Origin of the sequence: Phenylobacterium sp. (genome assembly GCF_030654915.1) — a bacterium.
GTDB lineage: Bacteria > Pseudomonadota > Alphaproteobacteria > Caulobacterales > Caulobacteraceae > Phenylobacterium.
The window spans coordinates 1-15,393 of the sequence record NZ_JAURWM010000343.1; the positions used below are offsets into that span (position 1 = coordinate 1).

Genomic DNA, 15,393 nt, shown 5'->3' on the forward strand with positions numbered 1-15,393 from the left:
GGAAACCGGCGCCCGCGTCACCGCAGTCGAGGCCGACCCCCGCTTCGCGCCGTTGCTGGAAGAGTTGTCGCTCGCCTCGGACGGCGCCCTGTCCCTGCGGCTCGAAGACGCCCTGACCACGGATGAGACCGCCGTGGCGGCCGGCGCGCCGGCCCACATGGTCTCGAACCTGCCCTACAATGTCGGCACGCCGCTGTTGATCAAGTGGCTGACCGGTCCCTTCACACCCGCCTCCATGACCTTGATGTTCCAGAAGGAAGTGGCGGATAGGGTCGCCGCCGAACCGGGCTCTGACGCCTATGGCCGGCTCTCGGTGATCGTCCAGGCGACCAGCCACGCCCAGGTGGTGATGGACGTTCCGGCCCGCGCCTTCACCCCGCCGCCGAAGGTCACCTCGGCTGTGGTGCGCCTGACACCCCTGGCCCAGCGCCCGGAAGCGGCCCGCCTCGACGCGCTCCAGTCGATCACCGCCGCCGCCTTCGGCCAACGCCGCAAGATGCTGCGCTCGAGCCTCAAGGCCCTGGGCGGCGCTGATCTGTGCGAGGCCGCCGGCGTCGCACCGGAAGCCCGCGCCGAAACCATCGACATCAAAGGCTTCCTCGCCCTCGCCGACGCCTGGCGTCGGCGCTGAGCCTCAGAGCCCCTGGGCCCAGGTCAGTGCAAAGTCGCCGACCTCCTCCCAGCCAGGCTCGGCGATCAGGAAGTGCGAGCGGTCCGGGAATAGCTTGAAGTCGGTCTTGGCGTCGGAGCGCTTCTGAACGTTGTACGACGCCCGCGAGACATAGGGCGTGACGGTGCGATCGTGCTCGGCGGCGATGACCAGCAGCGGTTGCGAACGCCGCTTGGGATTGACCCATGTTCCGATCGAACCAGCCGCCTGGTAGAAGATCATACCCGGCGTCGGGACCACCAGCTTGTCATAGGCGGCCGCCTGTATTTCGGGTGAGACTGTGTTGGCGAAGTTCTTCGCAAACCCCTCCGGCGACAAGGTGTAAGGGCGCATCCAGCCGCCCACCCGCGCGATCACCGGCAAGGCGGCCGCCAGCGAGATCGGCCCGGGAATGACCCCGCCGACCGGCCCCGGACTGATCCCGATACCAGCCGCACCCAGTCCCCGGTCGAGCAACATCTGGACATAGAGGCCGCCGAAGGAGTGGCCGATGATCAACGGCTTTTCCGGCAGCTTCTCGATGAAGGCCTGATAGTGGTCGACGATCGGCCCGATCCCCAATCCGCCAAGGCCGGCGGGAGGATTAGCCCGGAGTTCCGCTGCTGTCCCCTTGTCGAGATAGGGCCAAGTCGGGGCGTGAACCGAATAGCCCGCCGCCTCGAACGGCTGGCGCAAGCTGTCCCAACACTCGGGCGTCATCCAGGCGCCGTGGACAAACACCACGGTCTTGGTCAAGCTTTGGCTCACGTGAAGTATCTCCCGCTATTATTTGTATTTACAGATTTTACTAAGCTTCACTTTAGACATCGCGGCTCGCCGCCCACGTGATCGCGCGCCCTGCGACCTCCTCCCAGCCTGGCTCGGCGATCAGCAGGTGGGATCGGTTAGAAAACAGCGTGAAGTCGATCGGAGCCTCTGAACGGCGCTGGATTTTGAAGGTCGCCCGCGAGATGTAGGGCGTGATCAGCCGATCTCCCTCGCTACCTGTGATCAGCAGCGGCGCCTTGCGGCGCTCGGGCCTCACGACAGTTCCCAGCCATGTCGCGGCTTGATGCAGGATCCGGCCTGAGGTCGGGATCACATAGGTGTCGTAGGACCCATTCTGGAGCGCGAGCGGCGCGGTGTTGGCGAACCGGTTCGACCACACCTGGCGGCTCATCGCATAGGGACGGTTCCAGCCGTTCCAGCGGGCGATCGCCGGCAGCACGGCGGTCAGCGACGTCGGCCCCGGCACGATGCCGCCGATCGGCACGGGATTGATCGCCACCCCCGCTCGCCCAACGCCACGATCCAGCAGCATCTGCGTGAACAGCCCGCCGAACGAGTGGCCCACCAGCAGCGGCGGGTCCGGAAGCGTCTCGATAACGCCCTGCAGGTGGTCGACGATGGCGCCGGTGGTCAGCGCCCCCAAACCGGCCGGCGGGCTCTCGTTCAGTTGCCGGGCGCTGCGCCCGCCTAGCATCGGCCATGTGGGCGCGTGCACGGTATAGCCAGCCGCCTCGAACGGCTGGCGGAACGTGTCCCAGGACTCGGCCGTGACCCACGCCCCATGGATCAAAACCAGAGATCTCCCTCCCCCCTGGCTCATTTGCGTCAGCCCCGTATGAAGGCCAGCAGATCGGCGTTGAGTTGGTCCTGGTGCGTGACCGCCAGCCCATGCGGCGCGCCCGGATAGACCTTCAGCGTCGCGTCCCTGATGATCTTCGCCGACATCCGTCCCGCGGCGTCGATCGGCACGATCTGGTCGTCGTCGCCATGGATGACCAGTGTGGGTACGTCAATCTTCCGGAGGTCCTCGGTGTAGTCGACCTCGGAAAACTCCCGAATGCAGTCAAGTTGCCCCTTGAGGCCGCCCATCATTCCCTGCAGCCAGAACGAGTCCCGGACGCCTTCGGACAAGGTGGCGCCGGGCCGGTTGTAGCCAAAGAACGGTGTCGCCAGGTCCTTGTAGAACTGGGCGCGGTTGTCGAAAGTGCCCTTACGGATGCCGTCGAAGACCTCGATCGGCAACCCGCCTGGATTACCGGCGGTCCTCAGCATCAACGGCGGCACGGCGCTGACCAGCACAGCCTTAGCCACGCGGCTCGTTCCATGGCGTCCCAGATAGTGGGCGACCTCCCCGCCTCCAGTCGAGTGGCCGACCATGACCAGTTCCTTGAGATCCAGGGCCTCTATCAGCGCGGCGAGGTCGTCGGCATAGGTGTCCATGTCGTTGCCGTCCCAGGTCTGATCGGAGCGGCCATGACCGCGGCGATCATGAGCGATCACCCGGTAGCCTTGCGCCCCGAGGAACGCCATCTGGCCGTCCCAGGCGTCAGCGCATAGCGGCCAGCCATGGGAGAACAGCACCGGCGGCCCCTTCCCCCAGTCCTTGTAGAAAATCGTGACACCGTCCTTCGTCGTGATCGTGGCCATCGTCTTTCCCTTCAGCTGCGGCGGTTACGCGTCGAGTGTTCAACTTGGCTCTGTACGGTGGATACCCTCTCGGTTGCCGAGAGCTTTGCACAGCGCACGGTAAGCGTGAACTCTCATCGAACTTCAGCGCCGATGGCGAGTGTCGCGACGACAAATCGGCGCCTGCCCAGAAGGCGCTCACTCGCACTGGTGCGATGCCCCGAAGGCGACCACGAAAAAGGGCCCGCGCGAGGCGCGGGCCCTTCGGCTTCGAAATAGGGGACGGCTAGGCCAGTTGAAGCGTCGGGCGACGGCGCATCGCCGAGCCCACCAAGCCAAAGCCCGCGATCATCATCGCCCAGGTCGCCGGCTCCGGCACCGCCGAGGAGATGCCGACCTTCACATTGTCGAGCAGCGGTCCCATGTTGTCGCCGCCGCTGTTGGTCCCGAACTGAAGACGGAAGCTGCCGCCGTTACCGGTGATCGCCGAGAAGCTGGCGTTGGTCAGCGGGTAGTTCGACGAGATCGCGCCGATATTGAAGGTGTAGGACGGCCCGGTGAAATCGCCCAGGCTCTGCCCCATGAAGGTCACGTTGTGCAGCGTCGTCGGAGTGTCGAAAACCAGCACGCCGAACAGGGTGTCGGCCGAGCCGCCCCGTTGATTGCCGACCACGTCGAAGCTGATGTCCAACAGGTTGCCGGACGTGAAGTTGAACGCCTGCTTGGTCTGGATCTTGCCGCTTTGGCCGGTGCTGCCGTCGAGGTCGACGCAGGACCCGGCGCAGGTGATGCCGTAGTCGCCGCTCTTCACGATGTCGACCGTCCCGCCGGTGACGTTCCAGTTCGCGAAGCCACCATAGTTCAGGCTGCTGGCGCCGCCGTTATCAGCGTTGAAATTGTCGGTGAAAACCGTGCCGGCGTAGGCCGGAAGGGCGAAGAGCACGCTCGCCGCCAACGTAACCAGGAACTTCTTCATAGCTTTCCCCGTGTGCCTCACCTGCCCGCTTTCGGGACCGATGAAAGACAGGGAGCAAGACGGGCGCCAGAACGTCGTTCCACCTTCGGGACAAAGGGCGCCCGTTACCAGACCGGTCCGCGGCCAGGCGCGCCGTAGCCCATCAGCCCCTCGCCGAGCGGCACGCCATAGGGGTAGCCATATGCCCCGCGATAGTAGCCGCGAGCGTTCTTGTCCTGACTGAAGCTGAGCGCCAGCGTGCCCTTGTCGCCCAGCGGCATGACGCTGGTGATGTAGGCGCTGCGGTAGCCGCCAGTTCCGATCGCCACCCCAACCTCGCCGTGCATCTGGCGATCTTCGCGCCGCAGGTCGAGAAGGCGGCCGTCGCGATCGTCGGGGTTCGTCGGGCTTTCGGCCAGCCACCGTTGGATCTGGGCGGAGGTGTCTTCCAACGGCGCGACTACGGGCGGCGTCGCCGCTGGCTCGGTCGCCACCACGTCGCTGATCGGCGCGCCGGTGGCCCCGGCGGTGCTCATGACTTCTTGGGCCTGCGCGCCGCTGGCGGCCATGGCTAGGACGATGATCCCCGCCGCCATCGCTTTCGATGATGTCCGCATGTGCACGCTCCACTGAAGCTCAAGCTTATAGCTTTGATATGGGCGCTCTTATGGCCTTATCCAACCAGCAGGGCCCTGGAGCCGTCCCAGGCGAGCTTGCCGCCCACCACGATCAGCAGCCCATAAATGATCTTGTAGAAGTTTCGACCCGGCACCCGCCGCACCAGCCAGACCCCGGCCCAGGTCGAGGCGATGGCCAGAGGCAGCAGCACGGCGGCGGTTGATAGGCTCTCGCGGGTGAACTGGCCCAGTGCCCAATAGGCCGGGACTTTCATCCAATTGACCACGGCGAAGAAGATCGCGCTGGTGCCGATGAACACGTCTCGCGCCAGCTTCTTTGGCATTACATAGATCTGGAACGGCGGCCCGCCGGCATGGGCGATCTGGCTGGTGAATCCCGCCGCCACCCCGGCCAACACCCCGCGCCAGGGCAGGCCCTCGGGCCGCGCCTCGCCGACCGGCGCCGTAGCCCGTTCGACCCACAGACGCTGCACGGCGAACACCACCGAAATCGCGCCTACCGCCAGTTCGACCGCGCCGGGCTTCACAAACGCGGCCAACGAAAAACCCAGCCCGATTCCGATCGCCGCGCTGGGCAGCATCACCAGCAGCACGCGCTTGTCCCAGGTCCTGCGGAACGCCCACACGCTGACCACGTCCTGGACGATCAAGATCGGCAGGGTGATCGAGGCGGCCAGCACCGGCGAGACGCTCAGCGCCATCAGCGGCACCGCGATCACCCCAATCCCCGAAAACCCGCCCTTGGCGAGGCCAAGCAGGATCACCGCCGGAATCGCGACCGCGTAGAAGAAGGGATCGGTCAGCAGCGGGGCGTCACTTCCGTTTGCCGAGCTCGGCCGCGATGTCCTTGACGTTGTGGCCGACCTTGCGGTGCGCGGCCACGACTTGGTCCGGGCTCACGCCCCAGCGCTTGGCCCAGAACGCCACCTCGTGACGCTCGCGGACGTCGATTCGCGGATTGTCGCGAAAGTCCCGCTTGCCCTTCGGTTCGGCCATGACGCTCTCCGCTTCCTAAGCGCCCGCAATACCAAGTCCGGCGCCCGCCGCCTACGCCCATTGCTCCTGGTCTCAAACGGGCGGTGGCGCACGACGACTTTCTGCGCTCAATTGTCCCCCATGTTGATCCATCGCCCTATCGTCGCCCACGCGTCCTGCTTCCCCATCGTCAGAGGTGCGAAATGAGCGCCGCGGCAAGCATGAAGATCGGCGTCGACGTCCCCTGGATTTCAAGCTGGTCGCTGGAACAACAGACCGGCGTCTCTCCCTGCCCCAGCGTCGATGGCCAACTTGCCGCCGGCCAACAGATCAAGCCCGGCGCCGGCGAGCCGCTCTACGCCCGCGCCCACCTGTTCCGCCAACGCAAGTCCGTGCGCGAGATGCGTTGCCCAATGTGTGGCGAGCAGACCCCCGATGACGACCGGTGGACACGAACCGCCCGGCCGACTACCGCCGGGACCCTGCGCGCCAAGGGGCTCGGCCCAACGCTCCCGGCCGATATGCCTGACGACCAGTCTCTCCTGGACTGCGGCACCATCGCCCCCATGCACCGCGCCTGCGCCGAATCCGCCTCCGGCCTCGCCCATCTTGCCGACATGAACGATCGCGAATTGAGGCGCTTCCCAAAGGCTTGGATCATCGTCCCACTATGGATCGAGGCCCGCTCCCCCAACCCCCAGGCGAAGAGCGTGGCGGTGGTCAGCTTCCTGCAGTTGCTCGGCGTCGAAGACTAGCGCCCCCACATCTAGAGCCGGATAAGCCTATTGGCGCGCGCCGGGCCGCGAGACCACAAACAGCGCGCAAGCGGCCAGGGCGGCGGCGACCGCCACGGCCAGCCAGGGCTTGGGATGGACGCTGAGGAAGAACAGCGCAAAGCCACCCGCCATCCCGGTGCAGGCCAGCACCTTGGCCTTGCGAGGGATCGCCCCGTTTTCCCGCCAACCGCGCACCAGCGGGCCGAAGTCCTTGTGGTCAAGGATCCAGGCTTCCATCCGCGGCGACGACTTGGCGAAACAGCCGGCCGCCAGGATCAGGAACACCGGGGTCGGCAACAACGGCAGGAACGCGCCCACCACGCCCAGCGCGGTGAACCCCAGTCCCAAAAACAAATAGATCGCCCGCGTCATACTGTTGCGAGTCTCTATCAGAAACGCGCCGATGGATAGGGGGTCAGTGCAGCGCCGCGACGCGAGCGGCCAGCGCGACGTTCACCGCCTCATAGGCCGGCGTGAAATCGCGAGCGATCTTGGCCTTGCTCCAAGTCCGCGCCAGCAGCCCCCCCAGGATCTCGGTATGCAGCACATGGGTCCCGCGCCCCTGCGGGGTCAGGACGAAGCCATGGCGTCCGGCGAACAGGAACGGCACATGCCCCGACCAAGCCAGTTCCCGTCCTGGCTCGGCGGCGACGATCCGCACGGTCTGGCGAACGACCGCCTCGCCGCCCGCGGCCAGATTGCGGAACACCATCGGCACCCGCGCGCCCAGCCGCGCCTCCCCCCGTGCCTCCAGGTTTAGCGGGTTCCACTCAGTATAGCGCGAGAAGTCGGCCAGCACCGCCCAGACCTCGTCGGGCGACGCAGGGATCACGGCCTCGGTGGAAATCCTGTGCATGGCCCGACTATAGCGCAGGTTGCGGCGCCGTCAGCGCGCTCCTAAGGTCGCGGGGAATTGCTGTGGAGGCTGCTCATGGCCCAGTTCAGCGTACCGCCGGCCGGCGAAGCCTATGATCCGGTCGGCTATCTAAGCGCCTTTCTGCATAGTCTCGAAGATCAACTGCGCGAGGCTCTGGAGGCCCAGCCCGGCGACCTGATCCCAATCGAGTTCCACCAGTTGGCGCTGGACGCCTTCGATCCGGTGCCGCGTGAACTGGCCCTCATGCGCGACGCGCTCGGGATGCGAGATATCCTGCCCGCCCTCGAGCGTCATGGCCTGACCGGACCATCGCTTGTCTTCAAGCTCGCGCTGATCGAGGCGCAAAGCCGGCGCTATGAAGCCAGCCGTAGAGGCTCCATCCGCCCGGCGCGCGGCCTCTTCAAGAAGCTTCTCGAGTTCATCGACATCCTGCTTGAAAGTCTGAGCGCCGCGCTGGGCGTTGGCGGGCTGGTCGCCGAGTTCAAGAAGGGTATCGAAAAGGCCGTGCCGGACGACTTCGGCGAGGTGACCTAAGGGCCGACCCGCGAGTGAGAACTGTCTGGCGCCCGACAGACTTCATCACGCAGACAGGAGCACAAAGTCGTCACCCGACTTGGAGGGCGATCATGACGAACTATCAGATCTACCTGCTGGAAGGCATCCGGCTAAAGCTCGGCGGGACGCTGGAATGCGCCAGCGACGCCGAGGCCATCGACCACTTCATCGCCATGCACCTGCGCCCCTGCCCGGCCGAACTTTGGGACAAGGGCCGCCGCATAGCCCAGCTATCTCCCGACGGAGCCCTGGCCATGGGCGACCTGCCGGCCCGGTCGCAAAGCGCCTGAACGAGAAACGCCGCCGGCCCTATCGGTCCGGCGGCGTTCTATGTCTTAGCGTCAAGTTGGGGGTCAGGCGGCGGCGTACTTACGCCGTGAGCTGCGGATCATCACCCCCGCTGCGCCAAAGCCAATAATCATCATCGCCCAAGTCCCTGGTTCCGGAACTACGGCCCCGCCCGCCACGTCGAAGGAGGTGTGTTTGACGCCTTCGAAGTCGAAGCTGGTCGCGTAGCCGTCCTTACTGGTTGAACCCATGAGATTGTAGATCTTGATGCTGTCCAATATTTCCAGATTTTCAGCCCAGATATCGATCTTGCCATTCGAAGGCAGGATCGCGTTCAGGATCTGCGAACCGCCGCCTGCGAAGTTCACCAAAACATCGAAGGTGACGTTGTACTTGGCGTCCTTGTCGGCATAGACCGTCAGGCCGATCTTGGTGAAGTCCACGCCAAGCGGATCTATGGTCAGGTAGCTGAACGGACCGTCCTGCTGCGCAAATCCGTTCCCATTCAGATGAATGGTGTCGTCAGCCGTGTACTGGACGGAATAGTCCGATGGTTTGCTCAGCAGCGTAACGCTGGTTCCATCCGCCTGCTGATCGTTATGGACCTTCTCGGCGTAGTTCTGCCCAGGAATGTAGAAAAGTGTCGCCGCCGTTGCAGGAATGGCGGTCAATGCTGTCGCTGCAAAGACCGCGGACACCAGGACCTTCTTCATGGTCTGTAACCCCGATTGCTAAGGCTGATCTCGCCCCACGGATTGCCCTTGTTATGTCCAAATCGACCGACGCCAGCGTCAGCCCGTGGTTAACAAGGAGCACCGGCGAGCGCTTGCATCAAGCCGATTCACATAACGACGGTCTTTTTTTGGCCGGCAGGTTGCAGTTCAGATATCAACTCGCCTTCTGATATAAATACTGCGCGAACGCCCCACTGCACTTGCCATTTATTCGCAACGGCATTCCACAGCCTGCGTTGAGCGACCTGCTTGCCAAGGCTGCAAACACCATCGCGCCATGCTGTAATCGCCCCATGGCCCTGACCGACATCGCGACCCGCACCTATAATCACGGCTGGCGGCTGGACCCCATCTTGCGCAGCCTGCTCGACACCGACTTCTACAAGCTGCTGATGCTGCAGCTCATCTGGTCGCTGCACCCCGATGTCCAGGCGACCTTCTCGCTGATCAACCGCAGCCGCAATGTGCGGCTGGCCGATGTGATCGACGAGGGCGAATTGCGCGCCCAGCTCGACCACGCCCGCACGCTCGCCTTCACCAACAAGGAGTTGATCTGGCTGGCCGGTAACAGTTTCTACGGCAAGGCCCAGATGTTCACCCCGGCTTTCATCGCCTGGCTGCGCGACTTCCGGCTTCCCGACTACGAGCTGTCGAAGAAGGACGGCCAGTACGAGCTGCACTTCCACGGTCCGTGGACCCACACCACCATGTGGGAGATTCCGGCCCTGGCCATCCTCAACGAACTGCGCACCCGCGCGGCCCTGCGCGATCAGGGCCGCTTCGCCCTCGACGTGCTCTATGCCCGCGCCAAGGCCAAGCTGTGGGGCAAGGTCGAGCGCCTGCGCAAGCTTGAGGGTCTGGCCCTCTCCGACTTCGGCACGCGCCGCCGCCACTCGTTCCTCTGGCAGGCCTGGTGCGTGGAGGCGCTGAAGGAAGGCGTCGGCGACGCCTTGCTCGGAACCTCCAACGTCCTGCTGGCCATGAACAACGACCTGGAGGCCATCGGCACCAACGCCCACGAACTGCCAATGGTCGCCGCCGCCCTGGCCGGCACCGAGGACGAACTGCGCCAGGCCCCTTACCGCGTGCTCGACGAGTGGCGGCAAACCTATGGCGGCAACCTCCTGATCGCCCTGCCCGACGCCTACGGCACCCGCGCGTTCCTCAAGGACGCCCCCGACTGGGTCGCCGACTGGACCGGTTTCAGGCCCGACAGCGCCCCGCCGATCGACGGCGGCGAGGAGATCATCGCCTGGTGGAAGGCCAAGGGCGTCGATCCGCGCTCCAAGCTGCTGGTTTTCTCCGACGGCATGGATATCGACACCATCGAACAGGCCCACGCTCACTTCGCCGGCCGCGTGAGGACCAGCTTCGGCTGGGGCACCAACCTCACCAACGACTTCAAGGGCTGCCTGCCCAGCAACGGCCATGGCGAGGGCGACGCCCTCGCCCCGATCTCGCTGGTCTGCAAGGTCACCAGCGCCAACGGCCGGCCAGCCGTGAAGCTCTCCGACAACCCGGCAAAGGCCACGGGCGATCCCACCGAGATCGCCCGCTACCTCCGCGTCTTCGGCGACGCCGGCCGCGTCAGGACCCCGATCAGCGTCTAACCGTTCATCGCACCAACAGCTGGGCCAAATCCGGCCGGGCGATCCGGAGCAGGTACTCCCGGCGGTCCAACGGATTGAGGTCGCTCCGCGGCCGGCTCGGGGCTGCCCCCCGCACCGGGCGATAGTGGTCAAAGGCGGTCTCCAGCACGCCCTCCCCGCGGGTTAGGCCCGGCAGGCGCTGTTGCAACGCATGGACCCCCGCCGCCGCGATCTCGCCCTCCAGCCGACAAGCGCTCCCCCGTATCGTCGGCGTTCCTGGAATCGCCCCCAGTCGGCCAAGCACCGGCAACACGACCGCCAGCAGGTCGCCCGGAAGTTCCAGTTCGAACCGGTGCATCGGCTCACAGGTGACGGTTCCGGCCTCCCGAAGCGCCGCCATCAGCACCAGCGGCGTCAGGTTGCGGAAGTCGCCCGCCGTGCTCGACATCGCCTTGTCGAACACGGCGTGGGAGTGGCTCTGCCTTGCCCAGTATCCCGAGTGGGTCATGGTCACGACGCAGTCGGTGACCAGCCAGCCGTTGAGCCCTTGAGCGAACGCCTTGTGGACGCTCTCCTCCACCGCCTTGTGAAAGGCCAAGGGGATGGAGCCCAGCTCGACTTCAAGCTGGAACCTCACACCAGAATCGACGGGCGCCGGGTCGATACGTAGGCCCACCGTCGCCAAGAACGGATTGCCGCCTAACTTGATGAAGTCGACCGCCGCCCCCGTCCCGACCGGGCGCTCTATGCAGATCGTCGTGGTCTCGCGAAACTCCACCTCGACGCCGAAGTCGCCCGCCAGGGTGTCCTGGATGACCTCCTTCTGCACCTCCCCATAGAGCGAGACGAACAACTCGCCGCGCTGATCATCCTGCCGCAGGTTGATCAGCGGGTCCTGCTCGGCCAGTTGCGCTAGCGCTGCGTGCAGCGCCCCTCGGTCAGTTGGGCGACGCGGGGTGATCACGGTCTCCAGGGTCGGCGGCCCAAAGTGGTGCTCAGCCCCACCGGCGCGCGGCTCGCCTATGGCGTCGCCGATCCGCACGTCCCCCAGTCCCCATAACTTGCCGATCTCGCCCGCCGACACGACGCCGCGCCGCACGACCGAGCCGGCCTCGAACACCCCGACGTCTGTGACCTTGTATTCCACGGCCCGGATCAGCAGCCGATCACGCGTCCGCACTCTGCCCGAGAACATCCGCACAAAGGCGATCTTGTCGCCCGCCGGTCCCCGCTCCACCTTGAAGACAGAGCCGCGGAGCGGTCCCTCGGCGTCTCCCTTTCGGGCCGGGAGCAGTTCGGCGATCCCGGCCATGAGCGCCTCGACCCCGGCTCCGGTGATGGCCGAACCGAAGAACACCGGATGAGCCAAGCCCCGCTTGGTCTGCGAGGCCAGTTGCCGACGCAGGCGCCGGTAGGCGACGTCCTTCTCCCCACCCAGATAGTCCTCGAGCAAGGCGTCATCATGCTCGGCCAGCCGTTCCGTCAGGCGGGTCCTGAAGTCCTGGTCGTCAGCGCCATGGCAAGTAAACTGGGCGTAGCGCTCGCCAAGTCCATCAGCGGCGCCCATGGCGACAAGCGCCGGGGTCAGCCGCTCGCCAATGGCAGCCAACACGGCGTCGTATTGCGCCCCGCGCCGGTCGATCTTGTTGACGAAGATCAGGGTGGGGATCGCCAGCCGTTGCAGGGTGCGCATCAGCACCCTCGTCTGGGCCTGCACGCCCTCCACCGCCGAGATCACCAGGACGGCGCCGTCCAATACGCTCAGCACCCGCTCCACCTCGGCGATGAAGTCGGGGTGACCGGGCGTATCGATCAGATTGACCGTGATGTCGCCCAGGACGAACGAGGCGACCGCCGACTTGATCGTAATTCCGCGACGTCTCTCCTGGGCCAGGGAGTCGGTCTGTGTATTGCCGTCGTCGACGCTGCCGATCGCATCGATGACGCCGGCCGCGTAGAGCAGTCTTTCGGTTAGGCTAGTTTTTCCGGCGTCTACGTGCGCCAGAATCCCGAGGTTGAGCATCCGCATAGAGCTTCAATTCCTGTCGAAAAGTGGTGAATCCTTTCTCGATGGACATGAAGCTTTGGCGCATCTGACTCTCCGGGGACCGGTAACTGTGGCGCGCAGCACAGCAGAGGCGCGAGCCGATGGCAACCCGCGTTATGTGGACATGTCCCCCTCCTGACCTGCCCAGAGGAACCGCAGGATCGGTCCGTTCCAGTGTGCGTCGCTGATATCGGTCTCCGCGACCTCGCCGGCCCGTCCCGACTCCAGGATGGCCCGTCGCCAAAAGGCCAGGGCTCGGACGTTCTTGCGTGCCACCGCCACCTCCCACGAACCGGGGCGCTGCGAGAACATTATCTCCGCGGCCTCGCGCCCGACGCCGCCGCCCCGGTGCTTTCTCAGTAGGAAGAACTCGGCGACGCTGCTCTGAACCGGCGCGCCGGAATGGCTCTGGTCGTTGACCAGCGCGAAGCCGGCCAGGACGCCATCCTGCCAGATCAATTGCGCCGACCAGCCAGGACGGCTCCAATAGTCCGCCATCGGATAGGCCTCGAACCGGCCGTCCGCCGCCAGATCGCCTCTCGACGTGCCCGCCCAGAACACCGAGAAATCGTGGGTGTAGAACTGCATCAGGTTCTGGAGGATCGGCTCCTGCTGCGCGGAAGCATTGGTCAGGGTTACAGTCATGGGCGCAAACGGGCTGGGGGATGGATGAAACGCGACGCGGGCGAACACAGGACGCTGGTGCTCAGGGCCGCCGACCTCGCCGAACTTGTCCTCCCATATTTTGAGAACCAACGCCCGCACGACGATCGTCCGCGCCAGGCCATAGCCGCCGCGCGCGCATGGACCCGGGGCGAGATCACGGTCGGGCAGGCCCGCGCCGCGGCCTTCGCCGCCCACTCAGCGGCCCGTGACGTTACTGATCGCCCAGCTCGCGCCGCAGCCCGCGCGGCGGGCCATGCCGCAGCCACCGTCCACGTCGCCGGCCACGCCCGGCACGCCGCCACCTATGCGGCGGCGGCTGAACCCGAATCCACGTAGTCGAACGGCGGTATTGCGTGCGAGGTCACCCGGCATGTCCGACCAGACCAAATCCGGCAAGGTCCGCATCGACGGGGCTCTCGTCACCGCGCTGATCGCCGCTCAGTTCCCCCAATGGGCCGATCTGACGGTGCGCCCCATCGCCCAGGGTGGATGGGACAACCGCACCTTCCACCTTGGCGAACGCATGATCGTGCGTCTGCCCAGCGCCAGCTATTACGCCGATCAGGTCGCCAAGGAGCAACAGTGGCTGCCCATACTCGCGCCTCGCCTGCCGCTGCCGATCCCGGTTCCGCTGGCGATGGGCGCGCCGAGCGACGACTACCCGTGGCCCTGGTCGGTCTATGGCTGGCTTGAGGGCCAGACGGCCTCCGCCGGCCCCATCACTGACCACAGCCAGTTCGCCGCCGCCCTGGCGAAATTTCTCAACGCCCTTCAGCGGATCGACACCACCGGCGGTCCACCGGCCGGCCGGCATAACTTCTATCGCGGCGGACCGCTCTCGACTTACGACGCCGAGACCCGCCAGGCGATCGAGGTGCTCGGCGACCGTATCGACGGCGAGGCGGCGACCCAGGTCTGGGCGGCGGCCCTGGCGGCGACCTGGACCGGACCGCCAGTCTGGGTCCACGGCGACGTCTCGGCTGGCAACCTGCTGGTCCGGGACGGCCAGCTCAGCGCCGTCATCGACTTCGGTTGCTGCTGCATCGGCGATCCGGCCTGCGACCTAGCCATCGCCTGGACCTGCCTGGAGGGCGACAGCCGCGAGGCGTTCCGCGCCAGCCTGCCGCTCGGTCCCGCCACCTGGGCGCGCGGCCGGGGCTGGACGTTGTGGAAGGCCCTGATCGTCTACGCCGCCCTGCCCGGCGCCAACCCGCTGGACGCCGAGAAGTCGCAGCAGATCATCGACGACCTGATCGCCGAACACCGGCGAACCCCCTAGCCTGTGGATGCTTCCTCACTGGGGTACTGTCGGTGAAGCTGATTGAGGGAGTATGCGCATCTGGCGATAGCCGGCTCGTCCCGCACTCGCATCGTCATCCCCGGTCGCGCATGCATGCCCTCAACCCCCCAGGCCCATCTAAGGGTTGAGCCTGATATACCGGCGGTATTCGCGACAATAGCTTGAGCGTCCTCAACGCGGACGCGCCTCCTGGCCATCGCCCGCCGATCCGGGGAAGGACGTCGCCATGAGCGCCTCGCACGACATCTCTCGTACAGTTCTGCCGATCCCTGATCGCGCCCGGACGGGACTGGTCACCTACGACGCCAAGGATCCGGACACCAAGTATCCGCCGATCCTGCAACTACGCCCGCCGAAGGGGGCACCGAACATCCTGATCGTACTGCTCGACGATGTCGGCTTCGGCGCGGCCAGCGCCTTCGGAGGGCCCTGCCTGACGCCGAACGCCGAAAAGCTCGCGGCCCGTGGGCTCAAGTACAATCGCTTCCACACCACGGCGCTGTGCTCGCCCACCCGCCAGGCCCTGCTGACCGGCCGCAACCACCACTCGGTGGGCATGGGCGGCATCACCGAAATCGCCACCGGCGCGCCCGGCTACAATTCGATCCTGCCCAACACCGCCTCGCCCATCGCCCGGACGCTGAAACTGAACGGCTACGCCACCGCCCAGTTCGGCAAGTGCCACGAGGTCCCGGTCTGGGAGACCAGCCCCGCGGGTCCCTTCGACGCCTGGCCGACCGGCGGTGGCGGCTTCGAGTACTTCTACGGCTTCATCGGCGGTGAGGCTCACCAATGGTACCCGTCGCTCTATGAGGGGACGACCCCCATTGAGGTCGAGAAGACCCCGGAAGAGGGCTACCACTTCATGGCCGACATGACCGACAAGGCCATCGCCTGGGTCGGCCAGCAGCAGGCCCTGATCCCCGACA

Annotated in this window: 20 protein-coding genes; 8 read left to right on the forward strand and 12 right to left on the reverse strand. The window is 65.8% G+C overall.

Annotated features, from left to right (window positions below):
• The coding region (rsmA, locus tag Q7T84_RS17680) for a 16S rRNA (adenine(1518)-N(6)/adenine(1519)-N(6))-dimethyltransferase RsmA (protein ID WP_304811456.1) at positions 1-631 on the forward strand (631 nt) is incomplete at its 5' end.
• 3 nt (positions 632-634) lie between these two features.
• Here the strand turns inward: rsmA and Q7T84_RS17685 are convergent.
• The 7 genes from Q7T84_RS17685 to Q7T84_RS17715 form a co-directional block, all read right to left on the reverse strand.
• Positions 635-1,417 carry an alpha/beta hydrolase gene (locus tag Q7T84_RS17685; protein ID WP_304811459.1) on the reverse strand — a complete coding sequence of 261 codons (783 nt, stop codon included), beginning with the start codon at positions 1,415-1,417 and terminating at the stop codon, positions 635-637.
• 52 nt (positions 1,418-1,469) lie between these two features.
• Entirely contained in the window at positions 1,470-2,228 is a 759-nt protein-coding gene (locus Q7T84_RS17690) for an alpha/beta hydrolase (RefSeq protein WP_304811461.1), read from the reverse strand.
• Between the two features lie 35 nt (positions 2,229-2,263).
• Entirely contained in the window at positions 2,264-3,085 is an 822-nt protein-coding gene (locus tag Q7T84_RS17695) for an alpha/beta fold hydrolase (RefSeq protein ID WP_304811463.1), read from the reverse strand.
• Between the two features lie 265 nt (positions 3,086-3,350).
• Positions 3,351-4,040: a PEPxxWA-CTERM sorting domain-containing protein gene (locus tag Q7T84_RS17700; RefSeq protein ID WP_304811466.1), complete on the reverse strand. Its 690-nt coding sequence runs from the start codon at positions 4,038-4,040 to the stop codon at positions 3,351-3,353.
• 104 nt (positions 4,041-4,144) lie between these two features.
• Positions 4,145-4,636 (reverse strand): hypothetical protein, encoded by a 492-nt coding sequence (locus Q7T84_RS17705; RefSeq protein WP_304811468.1) that lies wholly within the window; start codon positions 4,634-4,636, stop codon positions 4,145-4,147.
• Positions 4,637-4,692: 56 nt separating this feature from the next.
• Positions 4,693-5,463 (reverse strand): sulfite exporter TauE/SafE family protein, encoded by a 771-nt coding sequence (locus Q7T84_RS17710; RefSeq protein ID WP_304811502.1) that lies wholly within the window; start codon positions 5,461-5,463, stop codon positions 4,693-4,695.
• 7 nt (positions 5,464-5,470) lie between these two features.
• Positions 5,471-5,653 (reverse strand): DUF3606 domain-containing protein, encoded by a 183-nt coding sequence (locus Q7T84_RS17715; RefSeq protein ID WP_304811470.1) that lies wholly within the window; start codon positions 5,651-5,653, stop codon positions 5,471-5,473.
• Positions 5,654-5,835: 182 nt separating this feature from the next.
• Between Q7T84_RS17715 and Q7T84_RS17720 the strand changes: the two genes are divergently transcribed.
• The gene (locus Q7T84_RS17720) at positions 5,836-6,387 is read left to right on the forward strand and encodes a hypothetical protein (RefSeq protein ID WP_304811472.1); all 552 of its coding nucleotides are present in this window, start codon (positions 5,836-5,838) and stop codon (positions 6,385-6,387) included.
• A gap of 27 nt (positions 6,388-6,414) precedes the next feature.
• Here Q7T84_RS17720 and Q7T84_RS17725 read toward each other — a convergent pair whose 3' ends face one another.
• Both Q7T84_RS17725 and Q7T84_RS17730 read right to left on the reverse strand, forming a co-directional pair.
• Complete coding sequence (locus Q7T84_RS17725; RefSeq protein WP_304811474.1) at positions 6,415-6,780, reverse strand: YbaN family protein; 366 nt, start codon at positions 6,778-6,780, stop codon at positions 6,415-6,417.
• A 43-nt stretch (positions 6,781-6,823) separates the two neighbouring features.
• Entirely contained in the window at positions 6,824-7,264 is a 441-nt protein-coding gene (locus tag Q7T84_RS17730) for an SRPBCC domain-containing protein (protein ID WP_304811476.1), read from the reverse strand.
• Positions 7,265-7,339: 75 nt separating this feature from the next.
• Here Q7T84_RS17730 and Q7T84_RS17735 point away from each other — a divergent pair, with 75 nt between their 5' ends.
• Together Q7T84_RS17735 and Q7T84_RS17740 are read left to right on the forward strand one after the other, a co-directional pair.
• Positions 7,340-7,819 carry a hypothetical protein gene (locus tag Q7T84_RS17735; protein ID WP_304811478.1) on the forward strand — a complete coding sequence of 160 codons (480 nt, stop codon included), beginning with the start codon at positions 7,340-7,342 and terminating at the stop codon, positions 7,817-7,819.
• 92 nt (positions 7,820-7,911) lie between these two features.
• The gene (locus Q7T84_RS17740) at positions 7,912-8,130 is read left to right on the forward strand and encodes a hypothetical protein (protein WP_304811480.1); all 219 of its coding nucleotides are present in this window, start codon (positions 7,912-7,914) and stop codon (positions 8,128-8,130) included.
• Positions 8,131-8,193: 63 nt separating this feature from the next.
• Here the strand turns inward: Q7T84_RS17740 and Q7T84_RS17745 are convergent, their stop codons facing one another.
• A complete protein-coding gene (locus tag Q7T84_RS17745; RefSeq protein WP_304811482.1) occupies positions 8,194-8,841 on the reverse strand; it encodes a PEPxxWA-CTERM sorting domain-containing protein in 648 nt (215 codons plus the stop codon).
• Positions 8,842-9,098: 257 nt separating this feature from the next.
• On the opposite strand from Q7T84_RS17745, the gene pncB reads away from it, so the two are divergent.
• The gene (gene pncB, locus Q7T84_RS17750; RefSeq protein WP_304811484.1) at positions 9,099-10,472 is read left to right on the forward strand and encodes a nicotinate phosphoribosyltransferase; all 1,374 of its coding nucleotides are present in this window, start codon (positions 9,099-9,101) and stop codon (positions 10,470-10,472) included.
• Between the two features lie 4 nt (positions 10,473-10,476).
• Here the strand turns inward: pncB and Q7T84_RS17755 are convergent, their stop codons facing one another.
• Both Q7T84_RS17755 and Q7T84_RS17760 read right to left on the reverse strand, forming a co-directional pair.
• On the reverse strand, positions 10,477-12,480 hold the full coding sequence (locus Q7T84_RS17755) for a translation factor GTPase family protein (protein ID WP_304811486.1): 2,004 nt from the start codon (positions 12,478-12,480) through the stop codon (positions 10,477-10,479).
• Positions 12,481-12,612: 132 nt separating this feature from the next.
• Positions 12,613-13,143, reverse strand: a complete 531-nt coding sequence (locus Q7T84_RS17760; protein WP_304811488.1) for a GNAT family N-acetyltransferase — start codon at positions 13,141-13,143, stop codon at positions 12,613-12,615.
• 24 nt (positions 13,144-13,167) lie between these two features.
• Between Q7T84_RS17760 and Q7T84_RS17765 the strand changes: the two genes are divergently transcribed.
• From Q7T84_RS17765 to Q7T84_RS17775, 3 genes are all read left to right on the forward strand, one after another.
• Positions 13,168-13,500: a putative immunity protein gene (locus tag Q7T84_RS17765; RefSeq protein ID WP_304811496.1), complete on the forward strand. Its 333-nt coding sequence runs from the start codon at positions 13,168-13,170 to the stop codon at positions 13,498-13,500.
• A 34-nt stretch (positions 13,501-13,534) separates the two neighbouring features.
• Complete coding sequence (locus Q7T84_RS17770) at positions 13,535-14,443, forward strand: aminoglycoside phosphotransferase family protein (protein WP_304811498.1); 909 nt, start codon at positions 13,535-13,537, stop codon at positions 14,441-14,443.
• A 247-nt stretch (positions 14,444-14,690) separates the two neighbouring features.
• Positions 14,691-15,393, forward strand: a 703-nt coding sequence (locus Q7T84_RS17775; RefSeq protein ID WP_304811500.1) for a sulfatase-like hydrolase/transferase, incomplete at its 3' end; no start/stop codon positions are given.